This window comes from Shewanella dokdonensis, from assembly GCF_018394335.1.
GTDB classification, from domain to species: Bacteria; Pseudomonadota; Gammaproteobacteria; order Enterobacterales; family Shewanellaceae; genus Shewanella; species Shewanella dokdonensis.
The window spans coordinates 42,406-61,375 of record NZ_CP074572.1 but is presented as its reverse complement, the minus strand read 5'-3'; the positions used below and the strand labels follow the sequence as shown (position 1 = coordinate 61,375).

At 50.2% G+C, this 18,970-nt stretch carries 10 protein-coding genes, 1 rRNA gene and 5 pseudogenes; 15 read left to right on the top strand and 1 reads right to left on the bottom strand.

Features of this window, described 5'->3' with window-relative positions:
• Positions 1-140 precede the first annotated feature (140 nt).
• From KHX94_RS21625 to KHX94_RS00310, 13 genes and pseudogenes are all read left to right on the top strand, one after another.
• Positions 141-1,948, top strand: a pseudogene (locus KHX94_RS21625) (chromosome segregation SMC family protein); the annotation flags it as partial.
• 651 nt (positions 1,949-2,599) lie between these two features.
• Positions 2,600-3,551: pseudogene (locus tag KHX94_RS21320) on the top strand (chromosome segregation SMC family protein); the annotation flags it as partial.
• A gap of 22 nt (positions 3,552-3,573) precedes the next feature.
• Positions 3,574-4,548: a cell division protein ZipA gene (zipA, locus tag KHX94_RS00355; protein ID WP_213681952.1), complete on the top strand. Its 975-nt coding sequence runs from the start codon at positions 3,574-3,576 to the stop codon at positions 4,546-4,548.
• 93 nt (positions 4,549-4,641) lie between these two features.
• A pseudogene (gene ligA, locus KHX94_RS00350) lies at positions 4,642-6,652 on the top strand (NAD-dependent DNA ligase LigA).
• Between the two features lie 80 nt (positions 6,653-6,732).
• Complete coding sequence (locus tag KHX94_RS00345) at positions 6,733-7,221, top strand: DUF2919 domain-containing protein (RefSeq protein WP_213681951.1); 489 nt, start codon at positions 6,733-6,735, stop codon at positions 7,219-7,221.
• Between the two features lie 147 nt (positions 7,222-7,368).
• On the top strand, positions 7,369-8,565 hold the full coding sequence (locus KHX94_RS00340) for a cyclic di-GMP phosphodiesterase (protein ID WP_213681950.1): 1,197 nt from the start codon (positions 7,369-7,371) through the stop codon (positions 8,563-8,565).
• A gap of 51 nt (positions 8,566-8,616) precedes the next feature.
• The gene (locus KHX94_RS00335) at positions 8,617-9,450 is read left to right on the top strand and encodes an SDR family oxidoreductase (RefSeq protein WP_213681949.1); all 834 of its coding nucleotides are present in this window, start codon (positions 8,617-8,619) and stop codon (positions 9,448-9,450) included.
• A 28-nt stretch (positions 9,451-9,478) separates the two neighbouring features.
• A complete protein-coding gene (locus KHX94_RS19970) occupies positions 9,479-9,715 on the top strand; it encodes a hypothetical protein (protein WP_244859261.1) in 237 nt (78 codons plus the stop codon).
• Positions 9,673-10,098 carry a DsbA family protein gene (locus KHX94_RS00330; RefSeq protein ID WP_342345829.1) on the top strand — a complete coding sequence of 142 codons (426 nt, stop codon included), beginning with the start codon at positions 9,673-9,675 and terminating at the stop codon, positions 10,096-10,098. The genes KHX94_RS19970 and KHX94_RS00330 overlap by 43 nt, the downstream gene beginning before the upstream one ends.
• A 266-nt stretch (positions 10,099-10,364) precedes the next feature.
• A complete protein-coding gene (locus tag KHX94_RS00325) occupies positions 10,365-10,631 on the top strand; it encodes a DUF4212 domain-containing protein (RefSeq protein WP_133039975.1) in 267 nt (88 codons plus the stop codon).
• A gap of 12 nt (positions 10,632-10,643) precedes the next feature.
• Positions 10,644-12,379: pseudogene (locus tag KHX94_RS00320) on the top strand (sodium:solute symporter family protein).
• A 115-nt stretch (positions 12,380-12,494) separates the two neighbouring features.
• Positions 12,495-14,342 (top strand): DUF294 nucleotidyltransferase-like domain-containing protein, encoded by a 1,848-nt coding sequence (locus KHX94_RS00315; protein ID WP_213681948.1) that lies wholly within the window; start codon positions 12,495-12,497, stop codon positions 14,340-14,342.
• Position 14,343: 1 nt separating this feature from the next.
• Positions 14,344-15,018 (top strand): exonuclease domain-containing protein, encoded by a 675-nt coding sequence (locus tag KHX94_RS00310; protein WP_213681947.1) that lies wholly within the window; start codon positions 14,344-14,346, stop codon positions 15,016-15,018.
• 90 nt (positions 15,019-15,108) lie between these two features.
• Here KHX94_RS00310 and KHX94_RS00305 read toward each other — a convergent pair.
• Positions 15,109-16,178, bottom strand: a pseudogene (locus tag KHX94_RS00305) (beta-ketoacyl-ACP synthase 3).
• A gap of 407 nt (positions 16,179-16,585) precedes the next feature.
• On the opposite strand from KHX94_RS00305, the gene gmhB reads away from it, so the two are divergent.
• Entirely contained in the window at positions 16,586-17,143 is a 558-nt protein-coding gene (gmhB, locus tag KHX94_RS00300) for a D-glycero-beta-D-manno-heptose 1,7-bisphosphate 7-phosphatase (RefSeq protein WP_213681946.1), read from the top strand.
• Positions 17,144-17,430: 287 nt separating this feature from the next.
• A 16S ribosomal RNA gene (locus tag KHX94_RS00295) occupies positions 17,431-18,969 on the top strand.
• The last annotated feature ends 1 nt before the right edge of the window (position 18,970 follow it).

Sequence of the window (18,970 nt, the reverse complement as noted above, 5' to 3'; positions counted from 1 at the left end):
AAAATCTTGGATAAGTACATAAAAAGCGTTACAAAATGCATGCTGCTTTGTTAAAGTGAGTGAACTTTTCAAAGACGTTAACATTCATCAGCGTCGATAGATATCTGCGTTATTTTTCAATCGATTGGCATCGGAAATAGATGAGACTCAAACAGATAAAACTTGCGGGCTTTAAATCGTTTGTCGATGCCACCAAAATTCCTTTTTGCAGCCGCTGACCGCGGTCATTGGCCCTAATGGTTGCGGTAAATCCAATGTGATTGACGCCGTGCGCTGGGTATTGGGGGAAAGTTCTGCCAAAAATTTACGGGGAGATTCCTGGGCCGATGTGATTTTTAACGGCTCTAATGCCCGTAAACCGGTATCCGTGGCCAGTGTAGAGCTGGTGTTCGACAATACCGAAGGCCGTATCGGCGGCGCTTATGCTAGTTATGATGAATTGGCGGTGCGGCGGCAGGTTTCGCGTGATGGGGAAAATCTGTATTACCTCAACGGTCAGAAATGTCGCCGCAAAGATATTACCGACATCTTCATGGGCACCGGCCTTGGCCCGCGCAGCTATGCCATTATCGGCCAGGGCACCATTTCGCGGCTGATTGAATGTAAGCCGCAGGAGTTGCGGATATTTATTGAAGAAGCGGCGGGGATTTCCCGTTATAAAGAACGCCGCCGCGATACCGAAAACCGCATCCGCCACACTCGGGAAAATTTAGACCGTCTCGGCGATATTCGCGCCGAGCTGGGCAAACATCTGGAAAAACTGACCATCCAAGCGCAGGCCGCGAAGCGTTACCGTGAATACAAGCAGCAGGAGCGCACTTTGCACGCGCAATTGCTGGTGATGCGCTATCTGGAATTGCACCAATTGGCAGAAGCGGAAAATAGCGAAATCGCCCGCTTGGAAACCGAACAACTGCGCTTGCAGACAGTGGCAGAACATCTGGGGCTACAGCTCACCGAGTTAAAACTGCAACAAGATGATCTCGAGGATGTCGAACAGCGGCAGGTGGCGGATTATTATCAATCCAACACCGACATCGCCAAGACGGAACAGCAGATCAAATTCCTGCGCGAGCAAGATCAGCATCTGGCTAAGGAACTGGCGCGGATAACAACACAGCAGCAACAGGTGCAAGAGCAGTTGCGAGTCGTCACCGAAAAAGAGCAGCAGTTACAGGCATCGCTCGCAACATTGCAACCCGCTCAGGAGCAATTGGATGAAACTCACTGGGAGCTTAACGGCCAATTAGAAACGCTGGAAGAGCAACTGCAGCAAGCCAGTGAAAAATCCCGTCAGGCCACCGCCGCCTTGAGTGAATTACGGCATCAGCAGGAACTGGCCGCTACCCGCGAGCAACACCTGAAACAGCGCTTAGAACAAGACCGGCAACAATTACAGCGGCTTACTGAGCGGCTGGCAGGTGACTCCATCGATGATGATGCCGATAAACAATCGTTGGAGTTTCAGCTAGCTACGGCGCAAACACAGCTAGTGCAATTGCAGCAGCAATACTCACTATTGCAACAACAACAAACCGAGGCACAAAGTTGCCTGCAACAGCGGCAGCAAGCCGTACAGGAACAACGACAACAACTGTCAGCCTTGCAGACGCGCCATCAAATGTTAGGCCAATGGCTGGCGGCGCAGCAGCCGCAAGCGGATGTTGGTGACTTGCCGCAACTGTGGCAGGAAATCACAATTGCCACAGGCTGGGAACCAACGGTTGAGCAATGGCTGAATCCGTTGCTAGCTAAAGCCATTGCAGAGATGCGTTGTGAGCAGGGCTTTAGACGCATTGAGCCGCAGCGTTGGGGGCCGGTGACGGCGCCGGTGAATCTCAGCCCTTGGTTGGCCCAGGTGCACTGGGCTGATACCGCGGCTGATGCGCAAAAGCTGCAAACAGCACTACCAGCAGCAGCGGTCATTCTCTGTGCTGAAGGTTCCGTATGGGGTCGAGATTTTTGCTGGCTGTTGCAGGGAAATCAGGATTCGCTGGTTGCCATGGCGGCCGAGCAGGACAAACTCGCCGCCATGATCACCGAGGCGGAACAACAACTGGTTACCGCGGAAGAAGTGGCACAGCGGGCGCAGCAATCTGCCCGTGCGGCGGTGACGGCGTTAGAACAAGGACAGCAACAGTTACAACAGCAGCAATTGCAGCAGGCAAAAGCCCAGATGGTGCTGGATAACGCATTGGCGAGAACACAGCAGCAGGCACAGCAGCGCCAGCAACTACTGGATGACAAAAACGCGCTGACTGATCGCATTGCCAACGTTGAGCTAGATCTGGAAGCCCTGATTGAAAGTCAGTTCGCGGCTGATGATGAACTTTATCAGCGTCAAGGTGACGATCGGCTGTTTAGTGAACAAGCCTCGGCGCTAACGTCGCAACGGATCGCCTTGAAAAGCCGACTCGGTGACATTGAACGGCAGTTGCGCGATGCCAATCGGCAACTGAATGAACAGCAAACCGCGCTGGCCTTGGTGCAGCAGCAAGCGGCTCAGCAACAGGCGCAACAGCAACAGTTGCAGCAACAACTGCTGGAGTTGCAGCAAAATCGCCAGCCCGAAAGTGTTGATGGCGATGCCATCGCTGTGCTGGAGCAACAACTCGCGCAATTATTGCGGCAGCAGCAGCAACAGCATCAGTCATTAGAGCAGACCCGCGCCCGGATTGCCGATTTACAAAAACAGTCTGAAAGTCTCTCTTTAAAGCAAAAACAACAGCTTGCAGAGGCTGAACACTTGACTCAGTCTATCAGCACGTTAAAGTTACGTCGCGAAGGGTTGAAAGGGCAAGCCGAGAGTCAATTGGCACAGTTGCAGGAGCAGCAGATCCAGTTATCTGCGATTGCCGATAATTTGCCAGCGGAAGCTGCCACCGACAAATTGCCAGGCTGAGCTTGACGCCGTGCGTAATCGTATCAGCCGCTTGGGCGCCATCAACTTGGCAGCCATTGACGAATTCGAACAGCAAAAAGAGCGCAAGACTTATCTGGATGAACAGGATAAGGATTTAAATCAGGCGCTGGCGAGTTTGGAAGAAGCCATACGGCGCATTGATCGTGAAACACGTAGTCGCTTTAAAACGACCTTTGAGCAAGTGAATAATGGCCTAGGTGAGTTGTTCCCCAAAGTGTTTGGCGGCGGCAGTGCTTATCTGGCGTTAACGGATGATGATTTACTCGAAACCGGTGTCACCATCATGGCGCGGCCACCGGGGAAAAAGAACAGCACAATCCACTTACTTTCCGGTGGAGAAAAGGCGTTGACCGCTTTATCATTGGTGTTTGCTATATTCAGGCTCAATCCGGCGCCATTTTGTATGCTGGATGAAGTAGATGCACCACTGGATGATGCTAATGTGGACCGCTTTTGCAGGTTGCTGCAGGAGATGTCACAAAATGTACAGTTTATCTATATCAGCCATAACAAAATTACCATGGAAATGGCCGATCAGCTGATAGGGGTAACTATGCATGAGCCTGGCGTATCGCGTATTGTCGCGGTCAATATTGAAGAAGCAGTGGCCATGGCCGATGCAGGATAACAACAGGAATAACAGGTAACCAATGGAATATTTTCGACTGGTATTGGCTGTCTTGGCTGCAATAGCCATCATTGCCGTTTTGGTCCACGGGTTCTGGTCTATTCGCAAACAGCAAGCCAAGCCTTTGAAAGAAAAACCGATGACAGATGTCTATCGGGAAGCGGCTGCCCGCAGAGATCAGGAAGGGTTTGACGCCGATGGTATTGGCGAAGTCAGAGTTCGTAAGACCTCTCCGGATGATAAGCCCCCAAAACTAAAATCTAACCGGATACGGCCGGAAAACCACAAGTTCAAACCCTTGGCTGACGAACAAGAGCCGATATCGTTAGTCGAAACTGATGACGACGATATTGCAGATGATTTTGAATTGTCGGCTTCGGCTGAGCGTTCCCGTAAAAGCAATAAAGCGTCACGGCAAGAGCCGTTGCTGGGCGACGAAGAGCTCTATGAAGAAGAGTTGCAGATGGAACTTGGGCTGGCTGATGAGCATGCGCCCACTGCAACAGCGGATTTCAGCGATACCGCTGAGCCAGCCAAAGCGGCAGCCGTGCCTGCATCTGCCACACCCGCGCAAGATGCTGCCGTTGAACCCCGTGATGTGCTGGTGCTGCATGTGGTGGCCAGGCCTGGCAAAACCCTTAGCGGTGCCGAGTTACTGCCTTGTTTGCTCGCACTGAATTTCAAATATGGTGATATGCAGATTTTTCATCGCCATGAAGATCATGCCGGACACGGCAAAGTGTTGTTCTCATTAGCCAATATGGTGAAACCTGGGGTGTTCGATCCCGATGATATGGAACAATTTACCACTCATGGCGTGGTGTTGTTCATGACGCTGCCTTGCGCGTCAGATCCGGTGATGAGCTTTTCCATTATGCTCAATTCTGCATCACAACTGGCGGATGATCTGGATGCCTTACTGCTGGACGGCCAGCGCAATCCATGGCAATTGTCCACCAAGAAAGAATACTTGGAACGTATTAAAGCGAATGGTTAATAGCCGTTAGTTGGCTCCTTCGGCGCATAACGCCATGATAAATACTTGCGATACAGGCCGCTGATGCGGCCTTTATTTTCAGCGGACTTTTTTATGCAACTCACCAACGAACAAGAAATTGATCAACTGATCCGTGAGATCAACGAACATAATATCCGTTACTACGTGGATGATAATCCGTCCATTCCCGATGTTGAATATGACCGTTTAATGCGGCGGTTACAGTCTTTAGAAGCCGCCAATCCGCATCTGTTGCGCGCCGATTCTCCCAGTCGCCGCGTTGGCGGTGCCGCGTTGGCAAAATTTGAACAGGTGACCCATCTTAAGCCCATGCTGAGCTTGGATAACGTGTTTGACGATACGGAATTTTCAGCCTTCCATAAACGCGTCAGTGAGCGTGTGGGTGACGTGCAGTATTGCTGTGAGCCAAAACTGGACGGGTTGGCCGTCAGTATTCTTTATCGTGATGGCATGCTGGTGCGGGCGGCAACCCGTGGCGATGGCGCTGTGGGGGAAGATATCACCGAAAACGTACGTACCATCAAGTCGATTCCACTTACCTTGCGTGGAACAGGCTATCCGCCACTGCTGGAAGTTCGCGGTGAAGTGTTCATGCCGCGGGCAGCGTTTGATGCACTTAACGAGCGCGCGCGGGTGCGTAATGAAAAGGTGTTTGTTAATCCGCGTAATGCGGCGGCGGGCAGTTTGCGACAACTGGATAGTAAGATCACTGCGTCACGGTCACTGGCGTTTTATGCCTACGCCTTAGGGGTTGTTGAACCTGAAGGCTTTGCCATGGCCGATACCCATCGCGGTCAATTGGCGCAATTGCAGCAGTGGGGTTTACCGGTAAGCAGTGAAATTAAATTGGCTGATTCTCTGGCGGAAGTAGAAGCCTATTACCAGCAGATCATGACACGGCGACCAACCCTGGCTTTCGATATCGATGGTGTGGTGTTCAAGGTCAACAGTATCGCGGCGCAGCAGACCTTAGGCTTTGTCGCACGCGCGCCTCGTTGGGCCATTGCTTATAAATTCCCGGCACAGGAAGAGATGACAGTGCTGGAAGGCGTAGATTTTCAGGTGGGGCGTACTGGTGCAGTAACGCCGGTAGCGCGCTTGAAACCCGTGTTTGTTGGCGGTGTTACTGTGTCTAATGCCACCTTGCATAATGCCGATGAAATCGAGCGTTTGGGCGTAAAAGTTGGCGATACCGTGATTATTCGCCGCGCGGGTGATGTGATCCCGCAAGTGGTCGCGGTTGTGCTAGAAAAGCGTCCCGCCGATGCTGAGCCAATCCTGTTCCCGCACGACTGTCCGGTATGTGGCTCGCTGGTGGAACGCATTGAAGGCGAAGCGGTTGCCCGTTGTAGTGGCGGCTTGGTCTGTAAAGCACAGCGTAAAGAGTCGATCAAACACTTTGCTTCACGTAAAGCGATGGATATCGATGGGCTTGGCGATAAAATCGTTGAGCAACTGATCGATAAAGAGTTGATAGCCAGCCCAGCCGATCTATTCCGGCTCAGCGTTTCTACCTTGGCATCATTGGAACGCATGGGCATTAAATCGGCGGAAAACCTTAAAGCTGCACTGGTGGCTGCCAAGTCTACAACCTTGCCCAAATTCCTTTATTCCTTGGGGATCCGTGAAGTAGGGGAAGCCACCGCAGCCAACCTAGCCAACCATTTTAAAACCTTAGATGCATTGCGGCAGGCAAGCGTTGAACAGTTAATGGCGGTGGAAGATGTGGGTAATGTAGTGGCGCAGCACGTCGTGCATTTTTGCGCAGCCGCATAACCAGCAGGTGATTGACGCCTTGTTGGGGGATATTGGTATCCATTGGCCTGCTATTGAAACGCCCGATGAAGATACCCAACCTTTGAAAGGCCAAACATGGGTTTTGACGGGCACTCTGACACAATTTAGTCGCAGTGATGCCAAAGCCAAGCTGGAAGCGCTCGGTGCCAAAGTAGCTGGCAGTGTCTCTAAAAATACCACCTGCGTGGTTGCTGGCGAGGCCGCCGGTTCTAAGTTGGCAAAAGCCAGCGAGTTAGGGGTTCGGGTGATAGATGAGCAACAGCTATTAACACTGCTCAATGGTTGATGTGCATTTTTACGTGTTGGACTTGAAAAGGCTTAAGATAGCGCCATGTTATCTGTTCCTGCCCCCGACTTTGCGGAATTATGATGTTCAACATTGAGGATGTTCACTGGCTTGATGATCACGGACACGTGCGGCCGCCATTAATGCTGTATCTGCTATTGTTATTTCTAGCTCGCGGCTGGGCGATCTTTGTCATGTCATTAACCATCGCCAGCGATCGTGCTGAATTGGTGAAGCTGTTTTATCCAGAGAAAGTCGATTTTTTAACGGCGTTGGCGGCCGGTAGTGGCGCCGTGCTGGTGTTTTGCCTGACCATTGCAGAACGCCGCCGTAAGCCGTTATGGTGCCGTGGCGTTTTTAGTGCCATCCGGATGTTATTGGCGGCCTTGCTAGGATTAGAGGCGGTGCTACTGTTCACGCGCTTGAGTCACGCACATTTTCTGTTTGAGTGGCCGATGGCGCTAGATGGTTTATTGCTGTTCTGGTCAGCGCTGTACTTACATCGCTCTCGGCATCTCAAAGCCTATGTTGCTGATTGGCAACCGTCGGTTGAAACCGCGAATAAGTAGCGGCATTTTTATACAAAAGTTCTGTGATATCATATTTTTATTGTGAAATTCTTCCTTATTCAGGCGCTTGAACTATAGTTGTAAAATTCGTGCAATATTGGCCTGTTCAAGCGCAACACGTTACATGCAGCAATAGGGGAGTCTCACGTGGCAAAAACCGAAGAGATCCATCTGCCGGTATCGCAGTTGCAGAAGGGGATTACGGTCAAGTTACCACTGTCATGGATGGATCATCCCTTTCTGTTCAATAAAATTGAGATCAGCTCTGATGCTCAGATTAAGATGATCCAGCAGTTGGGCGTGTCTTATGTCATCTTGCTGTCGGGAACCCCCAAGACCGCATCCCCACAGACACAAGCCGTGCGCAAGTCTAAGAACACCAATGCCGAAATGTCCGAACAGGAAAAACTGGCACGCAAACATATTCGCCAGAGTCAGAACCAGTTTATCGGCACGATTAATGGGATCCGGGGCGCGTTTGGCAAAATAGCCAGTGATCCAGAAGGGGCAAGCCGAGAAACTTCGGTGTTGGTGGAAACCATGCTTGAGCAGCTCTATGGCGCGGAGCAGGTAAAGTTGGCCCTGGTAACTTCTGGTGAACCCCAGGCGACCCCAACTATGCACGGAGTTTCGGTGGCCGCGTTATCAATGATGATAGCTAAAGGGCTACAACTGCCCAAACCGCAGATACGTACGCTGGCAACCGGTGCGTTATTGCACGATATTGGCAAACTCAGGGTTCCTGAAGTGATCCGTAATAAACGTGGTGCCTTGACGGAGCCAGAAAAGAATTTTATCGCCATGCACCCTCAATATGGTTGTGAACTGCTCAGACGTAGCGGTATGTTCAATGCCGATGTCCTCGATATCGTGCTGCATCATCATGAATTTATTGATGGCAGTGGTTTTCCCGATGGCTTAACCGCTGAACAACTCAGTATCACTACCCAGATAGTATCGCTCGTGAATGACTACGATAGCCTGCTATGGCGCGAAGAGATGGTATCGCCACAGCTCGCCTTAGGATATCTTTTCAAGACCCGAGCTGCCCAACACAGTGAAACCTTAATCCAGGCGCTGGTAAAAGTGCTTGGTATCTATCCACCAGGGACGCTGGTGAAATTAACCGATGATTCGTTGGCAAAGGTGGTGGTGACCAGCGATGATGTTAAACATCCGCAGGTCTGGAGCTGTCAGCGTGATGGCAGTAAAGGTCGTTATCGCTTTTTGCAACAAGAAGAGAATAGCGTAGACAGCGTGCTGAAGCTTGATGAACTCAGCGAAGGTGCGCGCAAAACCCTACGTCCCGGCGCGGGGATCAGTTTTTATTTTTGTCAGCAGTGATAGTGGTGCAGGATAGTGACCACACAATATAAAAATAAACAGGAGACAGACTTGAAACATATTGCTGTATTTGGCTGTGGCTGGTTTGGTTGGCCGCTAGCAAAAGCGCTGCAACAGGCGGGATTTGCTGTGACTGGCAGTAAAACAACAGCAGAAGGCGCAGCGACTTTAACCGCTACCGGTATTCGTGGGGTGGTGTTGGCGTTGCAAGCCAAGGTGCCGCTGCCCAGCCAATTATTAGAGGAATGTGACGCCTTAGTGGTCAATATTCCACCGGGGTTGAGGCGCGGGGATAATGATTACTTAGGCAAGCTGGCGCAACTGGTGGCCTTGGTGAAAGAAAGCGCCGTGCAACGGCTGGTGTTTGTCAGCAGTACCAGTGCTTATCAACAGCAACAGGGGCTTTTGACCGAAACCGATCTGCTCCCAGCTACTGAAGGGGGAAGTGCGGTGTTGCAACAGGCCGAACAGATGTTCCAACAGTTGGCATCGCCTCAACGGACAGTAACCATAGTACGCTTTGCCGGTTTGGTTGGGCCGGGACGGCATCCAGGGAGATTTATGGCCGGCCGCACCGGGTTGACGGGCGCCTCGCAAGCCGTAAATCTAGTGCATCTTGCTGATTGTATTGCTGCGGTGATGACTATTCTGGAGGCGCCGACTCCGGCCGCAGTTTATAACCTGTGCGCACCTTTAGTGGCAGACAAACAGACATTTTATGGTCTGGCGGCCCAACAGTTGGGATTAGCGTTACCACAATTTGTTGAGGAGCCCGCCACCGCAGGCAAACGCATCGATGGTTCATTTATTTGCCGGGATCTTGGTTTTAGTTATCGATATACTGACGCCAACTCACTGCTGCAAGCATGTAGCAGTAGCATTTAGTTGATAGGTTATCTAACGAGGGGGAACAATGCTGTTTTCATCTATGGCCAAAATCACGGCAGCGGTACTGCTGTTGAGCGCCACGCTTATCCCGGCCGCTGCGGCAGAATACCAAGAAGGCCAAGATTATATTACGGTGACCGGTATTCCAGAGGCCACTAAACCTGTGGTCAGGGAGTTTTTTCGTACAACTGCCCTCATTGCTATCATCAGGATCCGCTTATCGAAAAAACGGCGCAACTGCTTAAGGGAAAAGTCGCCTTAGTGCGAACTCCGGTTGGCGCCCATCGTCCAGCGTGGATCTTGAGTCAGCAAGCCTATTATTTGGCTCAGAAATTTAAAATTGTGAATCAAGTACATAGCAAAATTTTTGCACGGATCCACGAACAACATCAGCCCTTTAGCACCGAGGCCGATCTTGAGGCCTTTTTTGTGGAGCAGGGGATTGATAAAACCGTATTGCAAAAGACCATAGGCTCTGCCGATGCCAAACTGGCGCTAGAAAACTATGAAGCGCAGACGCAACTGGCGCAGATCCGCGGTGTACCGTCTTTATTGGTCAATGGAAAGTACTTGATTAAAGCGTCAGTATCAGATGCACAAGCGCTATCAGAACTGATCCTTTATCTCGCCAATAAACCCGATTAATCACAATTATCTCTGCACTATGACCGGCTTTTGCCGGTCTTTTTTGTCTTTTTCAACGTGTTCGCTGTTCGACATTGGTCTAACTCTACGACTAAATTCTTATCAATCATTTTTTTCTAATTTTTTTTACCATATGATTTATATATGATTTCTAACTGTGTTAAACAGTTGTAGCACGTTGGTTAGACTAAGGTCTTGATTGTGAGCCAAGTCGCGGTTGCTAGATTAAATGTGACTTAATAACGATTAGTAATGGGGAGTCGCACATGGGCTTTGAAAATAACGAAAAGGCACTTAGCTACTGGCGTGAGAACTTGCGTCTGGTGCTGGGACTGCTGGCTGTCTGGTTCGTCGTGTCCTATGGTTGCGGAATTTTGTTTGCAGATGTGCTGAACAATATTCACTTCATGGGGTTCAAACTGGGCTTCTGGTTTGCGCAGCAAGGTTCCATTTATGTGTTCGTGGCGCTGATTTTTATCTACGCCTTCAAAGCGAACGCCTTAGATAAAAAATATAACGTACACGAAGACTAAGGGGAGCAGACTATGGATGTTCAAGCACTGACATTTCTGATTGTAGGGTTGTCGTTCGCGCTCTACATTGGTATTGCCATCTGGTCCAGAGCCGGCTCTACCAAAGATTTTTATGTTGCTGGTGGTGGGGTCCCACCAGTGATGAACGGTATGGCCACTGCGGCAGACTGGATGTCTGCGGCGTCATTTATCTCAATGGCGGGGATCATCTCGTTTGTGGGATATGACGGCAGTGTTTACTTGATGGGCTGGACTGGCGGTTATGTACTGCTGGCGCTGTGTATTGCGCCTTACTTGAGAAAGTTTGGTAAATTTACCGTCCCAGATTTTATCGGGGAACGTTATTACTCGCAGACCGCGCGCGTGGTGGCTGTGGTGTGTGCCATCTTCATCTGTTTTACCTATATTGCCGGGCAGATGCGTGGTGTTGGGGTGGTATTCTCCCGCTTCCTCGAAGTGGATGTGGATACCGGCGTTTATATCGGTATGGCGGTGGTATTTTTCTACGCTGTGTTAGGTGGTATGAAAGGTATTACTTACACTCAGGTAGCCCAATACTGCGTACTGATCTTTGCCTTCATGGTACCCGCTATCTTCATCTCGGTGATGATGACCGGCCATGTATTGCCACAGATTGGTTTTGGTTCCACCGTAGTGGATGCCGCGGGTAATGATACCGGCGTCTATCTACTGCAAAAACTAGATGGCCTATCCACGCAACTTGGCTTCAACGAATATACCGAAGGTGCCAAGAGTACTATCGATGTGTTTGCGATTACTGCCGCGCTGATGGTGGGAACTGCTGGTTTGCCACATGTAATCGTGCGTTTCTTTACTGTACCTAAAGTTAAGGATGCGCGTACCAGTACCGGTTGGGCATTGGTATTTATTGCCATTCTTTACACCACAGTACCTGCGTTGTCTGTATTCTCCCGCGTCAACATGATTGAAACTATCAATGGTGCTGATGGGCAGGGGTTGCACATGCCACCGCGCCCTCTTGGATCAAGAACTGGGAACAAACGGGGCTTATCAAGTGGAATGATAAAAATGGTGACGGCAAGATGTACTACGCCAAAGGCAAAATCACCGATCCACAAAGTGCTAATGAGATGGATGTTGACCGCGACATCATGGTGTTAGCCACACCAGAAATCGCTAATCTGCCTGGCATGGGTGATTGCATTGGTCGCTGCTGGGGCTTGGCAGCCGCATTGTCTACCTCAGCGGGATTGTTGTTGGTGATTTCGACTTCAATATCTCATGATCTGCTGAAAAAGAACTTCATGCCGGATATTTCTGACAAGAAGGAGTTGATGTTCGCTCGTATGGCCGCCGCCGTGGGGATTGTGATTGCCGGTTACTTCGGTATTAATCCACCAGGATTTGTGGCAGCTGTGGTGGCGTTTGCCTTCGGTCTTGCGGCAGCATCATTATTCCCGGCTATTATCATGGGGATTTTCTCCAAGTCGATGAATAAAGAAGGTGCGATAGCGGGCATGGTCTTAGGGTTAGGCTTTACCGCTTCCTATATCATCTACTTTAAATTTGTTAATCCGGCAGCCAACGTATCGGACAATTGGTTATTCGGGATCTCGCCAGAAGGTATCGGCATGATCGGCATGATAATCAACTTTGTGGTGGCAACTGTTGTCAGCAAACTCACCGCAGCAGTCCCGGACGAAGTGCAGCAGATGGTAGAGTCCATCCGCTTCCCTAAAGGGGCTGGTGGCGCGCAAAGTCACTGATAACGCAATAATAAAAAAGGTGCTTCGGCACCTTTTTTATTAGACCAAAGACAGATGGCTGTCTGCTGTAACAGCAGCCATTATTAAACGATTGATAACTCGGCTGACGCATCCTATGGACGAAAGTGAACTGTTGCCCATTCGTAATTTCCTGGCCGAAATTGCCCCGTTTAATGAATTGCCTAGCGAACTGCTGGAGGAGTGTTGCCGCAGCCTTAGTATCGGCTACTACAGTAAAATGTCAGGTGCCGTACCGCTGAGTTCTGAAAATCCTATGCTGTACATTGTGCGCAGTGGTGCCTTTGAAGTGCGTAATGCCGAGGGCGAATTAGTGGATAGGCTGGGGGCCGGAGACTACTTTGGTTTCCCATCGTTAATGTCAGGTGAATCTATCAGTAATAAAGTGCTGATCTTAGAAGATGGGTTGGTATATCACCTGACATTAGCCCTGTTTGACAAGTTACGAGCAGGCAGCCGGGCGTTTGACCGCTTTTTTAACCGGGCCTATGCCAAGCGTTTACGGCACCAAGATGCACAACACCAGCGCGAATTACTAACCGCTAATCGTATCAGCAGTTTGATGGTAATGGCTCCGGTGAGTGTTGATCATCATACCCCCGTCAGTGATGCCGCCAAGCTGATGCGCCAGCACCGCGTTTCTTCAGCATTGGTGGTCAATAATCAGCAGTTGGTCGGAATACTAACTGACAGAGACTTACGCAATCGGGTTTTGGCCGAGGAGCTTGGCGGCCATGTGCCAGTGTCTCAAGCCATGACTTCGGCACCGGTAACCATTGATGCAAATGCCTTGGTATTTGAAGCAATGTTGCAGATGAGCCAGCATAATATCCACCATTTACCCGTATTGGATAATGGTCAGCCAGTGGGGATGGTAACCAGTACCGATATTATCCGCAGTCAATCTTCACAACCCATACTCTTGATTGGTGAAATAGAGCGACAACAGGATGTTGCCAGTCTGATCCACGTCAGTAAGCAGATCCCATTGTTATTGCAAAATCTTATCAGTGCTGATGCGCGGGCGGAGGAAATTGGCCGTATTCTGACCAGTGTTACGGACGCATTGACCCGACGGCTGATCCAGTTGAATCAAGCGTTGCTGGGAGAGCCACCAATCGCATTTTGCTGGTTAGCGTTCGGAAGCCAAGGTCGCCAGGATCAGATGGCTTGCTCAGATCAGGACAATGGCCTGTTACTGGCAGAAGAACCAGACTCATCGGCTACCGCTTACTTTGATGCACTGACACACGCCGTGTGCAGTGGGCTTAATGACTGTGGTTATGTGTTCTGTCCCGGCGATATTATGGCGCAAAATCCTGCGTGGCGAATGTCATTGGAAAACTGGCAGCAGAAGTTTTCTAACTGGGTGAATACGCCCGATCCAAAGGCGTTAATGCATGCCAGTATTTTCTTTGATATGCGTTGTGTCTTCGGCCCAGCCCCGCTGTTTGCGGCATTGCAAGACAAAGTCCTGGCCGATACCCAGGATAATGACATTTTCCTGGCGGCGTTAACGGGGAATGCGTTAAGCGAGTCACCTCCTCTGGGGTTCTTTCGGCAATTTGTGCTGGAACGTGATGGCTCTGAGGAGAAGGGCATAGATCTTAAGCATCGGGGCAGCGTCTTGATCAACGACATCGCGCGCGTATATGCGCTGTCGAGTGGCCTAAAAGAAGTCAACACGGCAAAACGTATTCGGGTGTTGATTGCTAACGGCATTCTTACGCGCAAAGACGGACTTAATCTGGCCGATGCACTGGAGTTTATTGCGCATATGCGACTGGCGAACCAAGGCCGCCAATATGAGAATCGTGAAGCGCTCAGTAATTATCTCAGGCCTCAGGCATTATCGTCGCTGATGCGGCATCAGTTACGAGATGCTTTTAAGGTGGTTCATGATGCCCAAGCAGCGCTAAAGCTTAAATTTATGCGGAGCTTCTGATATGAGCTTGTGGCAACAGCTATCTCTGGCGTGGCGAGCGCAGGGCGCTTCTCCACTGTTACGGGAATACTATCAGAGCTTGCGCCCCTTACTGCAACAGTCGCTGGCTGACGTGCCATTAATCGCGATTGATATGGAAATGACGGGGCTGAACCCGCAGCAAAACCAGATTATTTCGGTAGGGCTAGTGCCATTAACACAACGGCAATTACCACTAGCAATGGCTGCACATCAGTTGGTGGGGATCAGTGGCAGTGTCGGCCAAAGTGCCATCATCCACGGTATTGTCGATCGCCATTTACAGGAACAATCGTTGGAGCAACAGCAGTTATTGCCTTGGCTATTGCGGCAGGTCATGGGCAAGTTAATGATCTTCCATCATGCCCCGTTGGATCTGGCATTTTTATCCACATTAATGCAGCGAACCAACGGTACAAGCATGCGTTTCCCGGTGGTAGACACCTTACAAATTGAACGCCGCCGCTTGTTACGTGAATGTCATATACTACCTCAGGGATGTCTGCGGCTGGGTGCCTGTCGGCAACGCTATCATCTACCTGTTTATGCAGCACATAATGCCTTGATGGATGCCATTGCTTGCGGTGAACTGTTCTTAGCACAAACCGCTTCAATCAACCCAGATGTCGCGGTTGCTGAATTTTTATGGTGGCCATAGCAAACTCTGTCAGCAAGCGGGTTAGGCAAAAATAAAGCCCTGTTAGATGCACAGGGCTTTATTTTCAGATCATCAATTTAACCGTTACCGTTAATCGCGATGGCAAAAGTAATTAACGGCTTTTTGGATCAGCTGTAACCCGGTTTGGTCACACGGCGGCAGCGTTGCATCCGAGGTCTTTAGCGGTGTGGTGCGTTCGCCCCATTGCAGCAATAACGCCGCACTGGTAAGGCCGGCACCAAAAGCACAGGACAGAATGTGTTGTCCAGGCTGGATCATCCCCTTAGCCAGCGCATCGCAGATTGCAATCGGAATAGTGGCTGCTGAGGTATTACCGTACTCAGCGATATTCACAAAAGCCTTTTCTGGCGGGATCTTCATTTTATGCACTAAGGTATCGATGATACGTTCATTCGCCTGATGTGGAATGACCCAATCAACATCATCTTTCTCAATACCGCACTTATCCAGTACTTTGGCACTGAGGGTGCTCATACCATGAATGGCGCGTTTGAAGATCTCTTTGCCATCAAACTGGATATAGAAATCCAGAGATTCAGCAACATAACGATCCATCGATGTCCCAAAACTGGCCTTCAGAATTTCACGGCCTTCGGGATCGTTATTCAACTCATACCCTAATACGCCGCCAGCAACATCAGAAGCTTCGAGCACCACTGCGCCAGCACCATCACCGAAAAGCACCGCAGTTTCGCGGCGTGACCAGTCGATGTAAAAACTCAGGCGTTCAGCCCCACGACCAAAATTTTCTGGCACTGACCGCTTTTTATTTGTGCGGTCGCCAAGCCCATACCATACAAAAAGCCACTACAAGCAGCATTGATATCAAAGGCTGCACAGTTGGCACCAATATTGGCCTGCACGGTAGATGCAATGTTGGGAATTAAGGTATCAGGACTGGCGGTTGCCAGGATAATCATGTCAAGCTCGCTGCCATCTATGCCTGCTGCGGCCAGCGCATGTTTGGCGGCGACAGTTGCCATCTCTGATGTATTGACATGGCTGATATGGCGGCGGCTGATCCCAGTTCTGGGTTTAATCCATTCATCGGAAGTCTCCATGAAGGTCGCCAGATCATCATTGCTCAGAATGGCTGGTGGTACACATTTGCCCCAACCGGTAATAGTTGCATACTGCATGGAAAATCTCTCGTTAAGAAATCACCCGAGACGGTTCTTTCAATTGGCTATTCACTTATCGGCTTAACTGCAGCGTCGGCGCTATCGCATAAGGCTGCAGAGAGATGTTTAGCGTCCAGAAGTTTGGTGTTATGTGCTACTCATTTGAATAACAACGATAGCTAGACGGCTCATCGCAATAATGGCGGCATACAATATCCACCATAATGGCTTTGGCTAAGGTTACCCCTAGTCAGCATATAAATAAAGCATGGGGTAGCGGGAAATGGCGCCAGAATGTGGGCCATGATGGTTTTTAGCGATAATCTAGCTAAATCACTTATCTGCTTTGCCAGTGAAATCCACCGATGCTTTTTCTCCCACGCAATGGAATAATATAGCTAACAGAATAGTGGGAGAGCACTAGCGTGAATAAAGCGGTATTTTTGGATCGGGATGGTGTGATTAATGTCGATCATGGTTACGTCCACCAAATCGATGATTTTCAGTATATAGATGGCGTGTTTGACGCTTGTCTGTCACTGAAACAGCAAGGGTATAAACTCGTGGTCATCACCAATCAGGCTGGCATCGCCCGCGGTCTGTATACCGAAGATCAATTCAACCAACTAACCGAGTGGATGGATTGGAACTTTGCTGATAAGGGCGTCGATTTGGACGGCATTTATTATTGTCCTCATCATCCCGAAAAAGGCATTGGCGAATATAAACAGGATTGCGATTGTCGTAAGCCAAAGCCTGGTATGATTTTAAGTGCCGAACGGTTTTTGAAATTGGATCTGGCCGCCAGTGTACTGGTTGGTGATAAAGCGGATGATATGCGGGCAGCAAAGGCCGCAGGGATCCCTGTTCGTATCTTGGTTCGTAGTGGCAAAGAAGTCACCGCAGAAGCGATAGCCGAGGCCACTGTCGTGCTGGATTCAATCGCAGATGTGCCAGGTTATCTTACAAAATTGGATAATTAATATGGCGTTTGTCTGAAATCTAAGCATTTACGCTGCTATCGGTAAAATTGGGCGATTTAGGTGTTGCACAAAAAATCGATTCCCTATAATGCGCATCCACTGACCGACGAAACGGTTCAGAATAAGTCGCTGACACAAGCTGATTTGTGAAGCGGCTTTTTCTTCGCTCTTTAACAAAATATCAAGCAATCTGTGTGGGCACTCGCAGTGAATGAATCACAAAACGATTTAAAACTCACTGAAGAGTGTTCGAAATAGAACAGTCATTCATTAGAGTCAAAAACTTTTAATTGAAGAGTTTGATCATGGCTCAGATTGAACGCTGGCGGCAGGCCTAACACATGCAAGTCGAGCGGTAACATGAACTAGCTTGCTAGTTTGATGACGAGCGGCGGACGGGTGAGTAATGCCTGGGAATTTGCCCATTCGAGGGGGATAACAGTTGGAAACGACTGCTAATACCGCATACGCCCTAAGGGGAAAGCAGGGGAACTTAGGTCCTTGCGCGAATGGATAAGCCCAGGTGGGATTAGCTAGTTGGTGAGGTAAGGGCTCACCAAGGCGACGATCTCTAGCTGGTCTGAGAGGATGATCAGCCACACTGGAACTGAGACACGGTCCAGACTCCTACGGGAGGCAGCAGTGGGGAATATTGCACAATGGGGAAACCCTGATGCAGCCATGCCGCGTGTGTGAAGAAGGCCTTCGGGTTGTAAAGCACTTTCAGTCAGGAGGAAGGGTGTTGAGTTAATACCTCAGCACATTGACGTTACTGACAGAAGAAGCACCGGCTAACTCCGTGCCAGCAGCCGCGGTAATACGGAGGGTGCGAGCGTTAATCGGAATTACTGGGCGTAAAGCGTGCGCAGGCGGTTTGTTAAGCGAGATGTGAAAGCCCCGGGCTCAACCTGGGAATCGCATTTCGAACTGGCAAGCTAGAGTCTCGTAGAGGGGGTAGAATTCCAGGTGTAGCGGTGAAATGCGTAGAGATCTGGAGGAATACCGGTGGCGAAGGCGGCCCCCTGGACGAAGACTGACGCTCAGGCACGAAAGCGTGGGGAGCAAACAGGATTAGATACCCTGGTAGTCCACGCCGTAAACGATGTCTACTCGGAGTTTGGTGTCTTGAACACTGGGCTCTCAAGCTAACGCATTAAGTAGACCGCCTGGGGAGTACGGCCGCAAGGTTAAAACTCAAATGAATTGACGGGGGCCCGCACAAGCGGTGGAGCATGTGGTTTAATTCGATGCAACGCGAAGAACCTTACCTACTCTTGACATCCAGAGAACTTTCCAGAGATGGATTGGTGCCTTCGGGAACTCTGAGACAGGTGCTGCATGGCTGTCGTCAGCTCGTGTTGTGAAATGTTGGGTTAAGTCCCGCAACGAGCGCAACCCTTATCCTTACTTGCCAGCGGGTAATGCCGGGAACTGTAGGGAGACTGCCGGTGATAAACCGGAGGAAGGTGGGGACGACGTCAAGTCATCATGGCCCTTACGAGTAGGGCTACACACGTGCTACAATGGACAGTACAGAGGGAAGCAAAGCGGCGACGTGGAGCGGAACCCAAAAAGCTGTTCGTAGTCCGGATTGGAGTCTGCAACTCGACTCCATGAAGTCGGAATCGCTAGTAATCGTGGATCAGAATGCCACGGTGAATACGTTCCCGGGCCTTGTACACACCGCCCGTCACACCATGGGAGTGGTTTGCAAAAGAAGTAGCTAGCTTAACCTTAGGGGGGCGGTTACCACTTTGTGGATCATGACTGGGGTGAAGTCGTAACAAGGTAGCCCTAGGGGAACCTGGGGCTGGATCACCTCCTTAC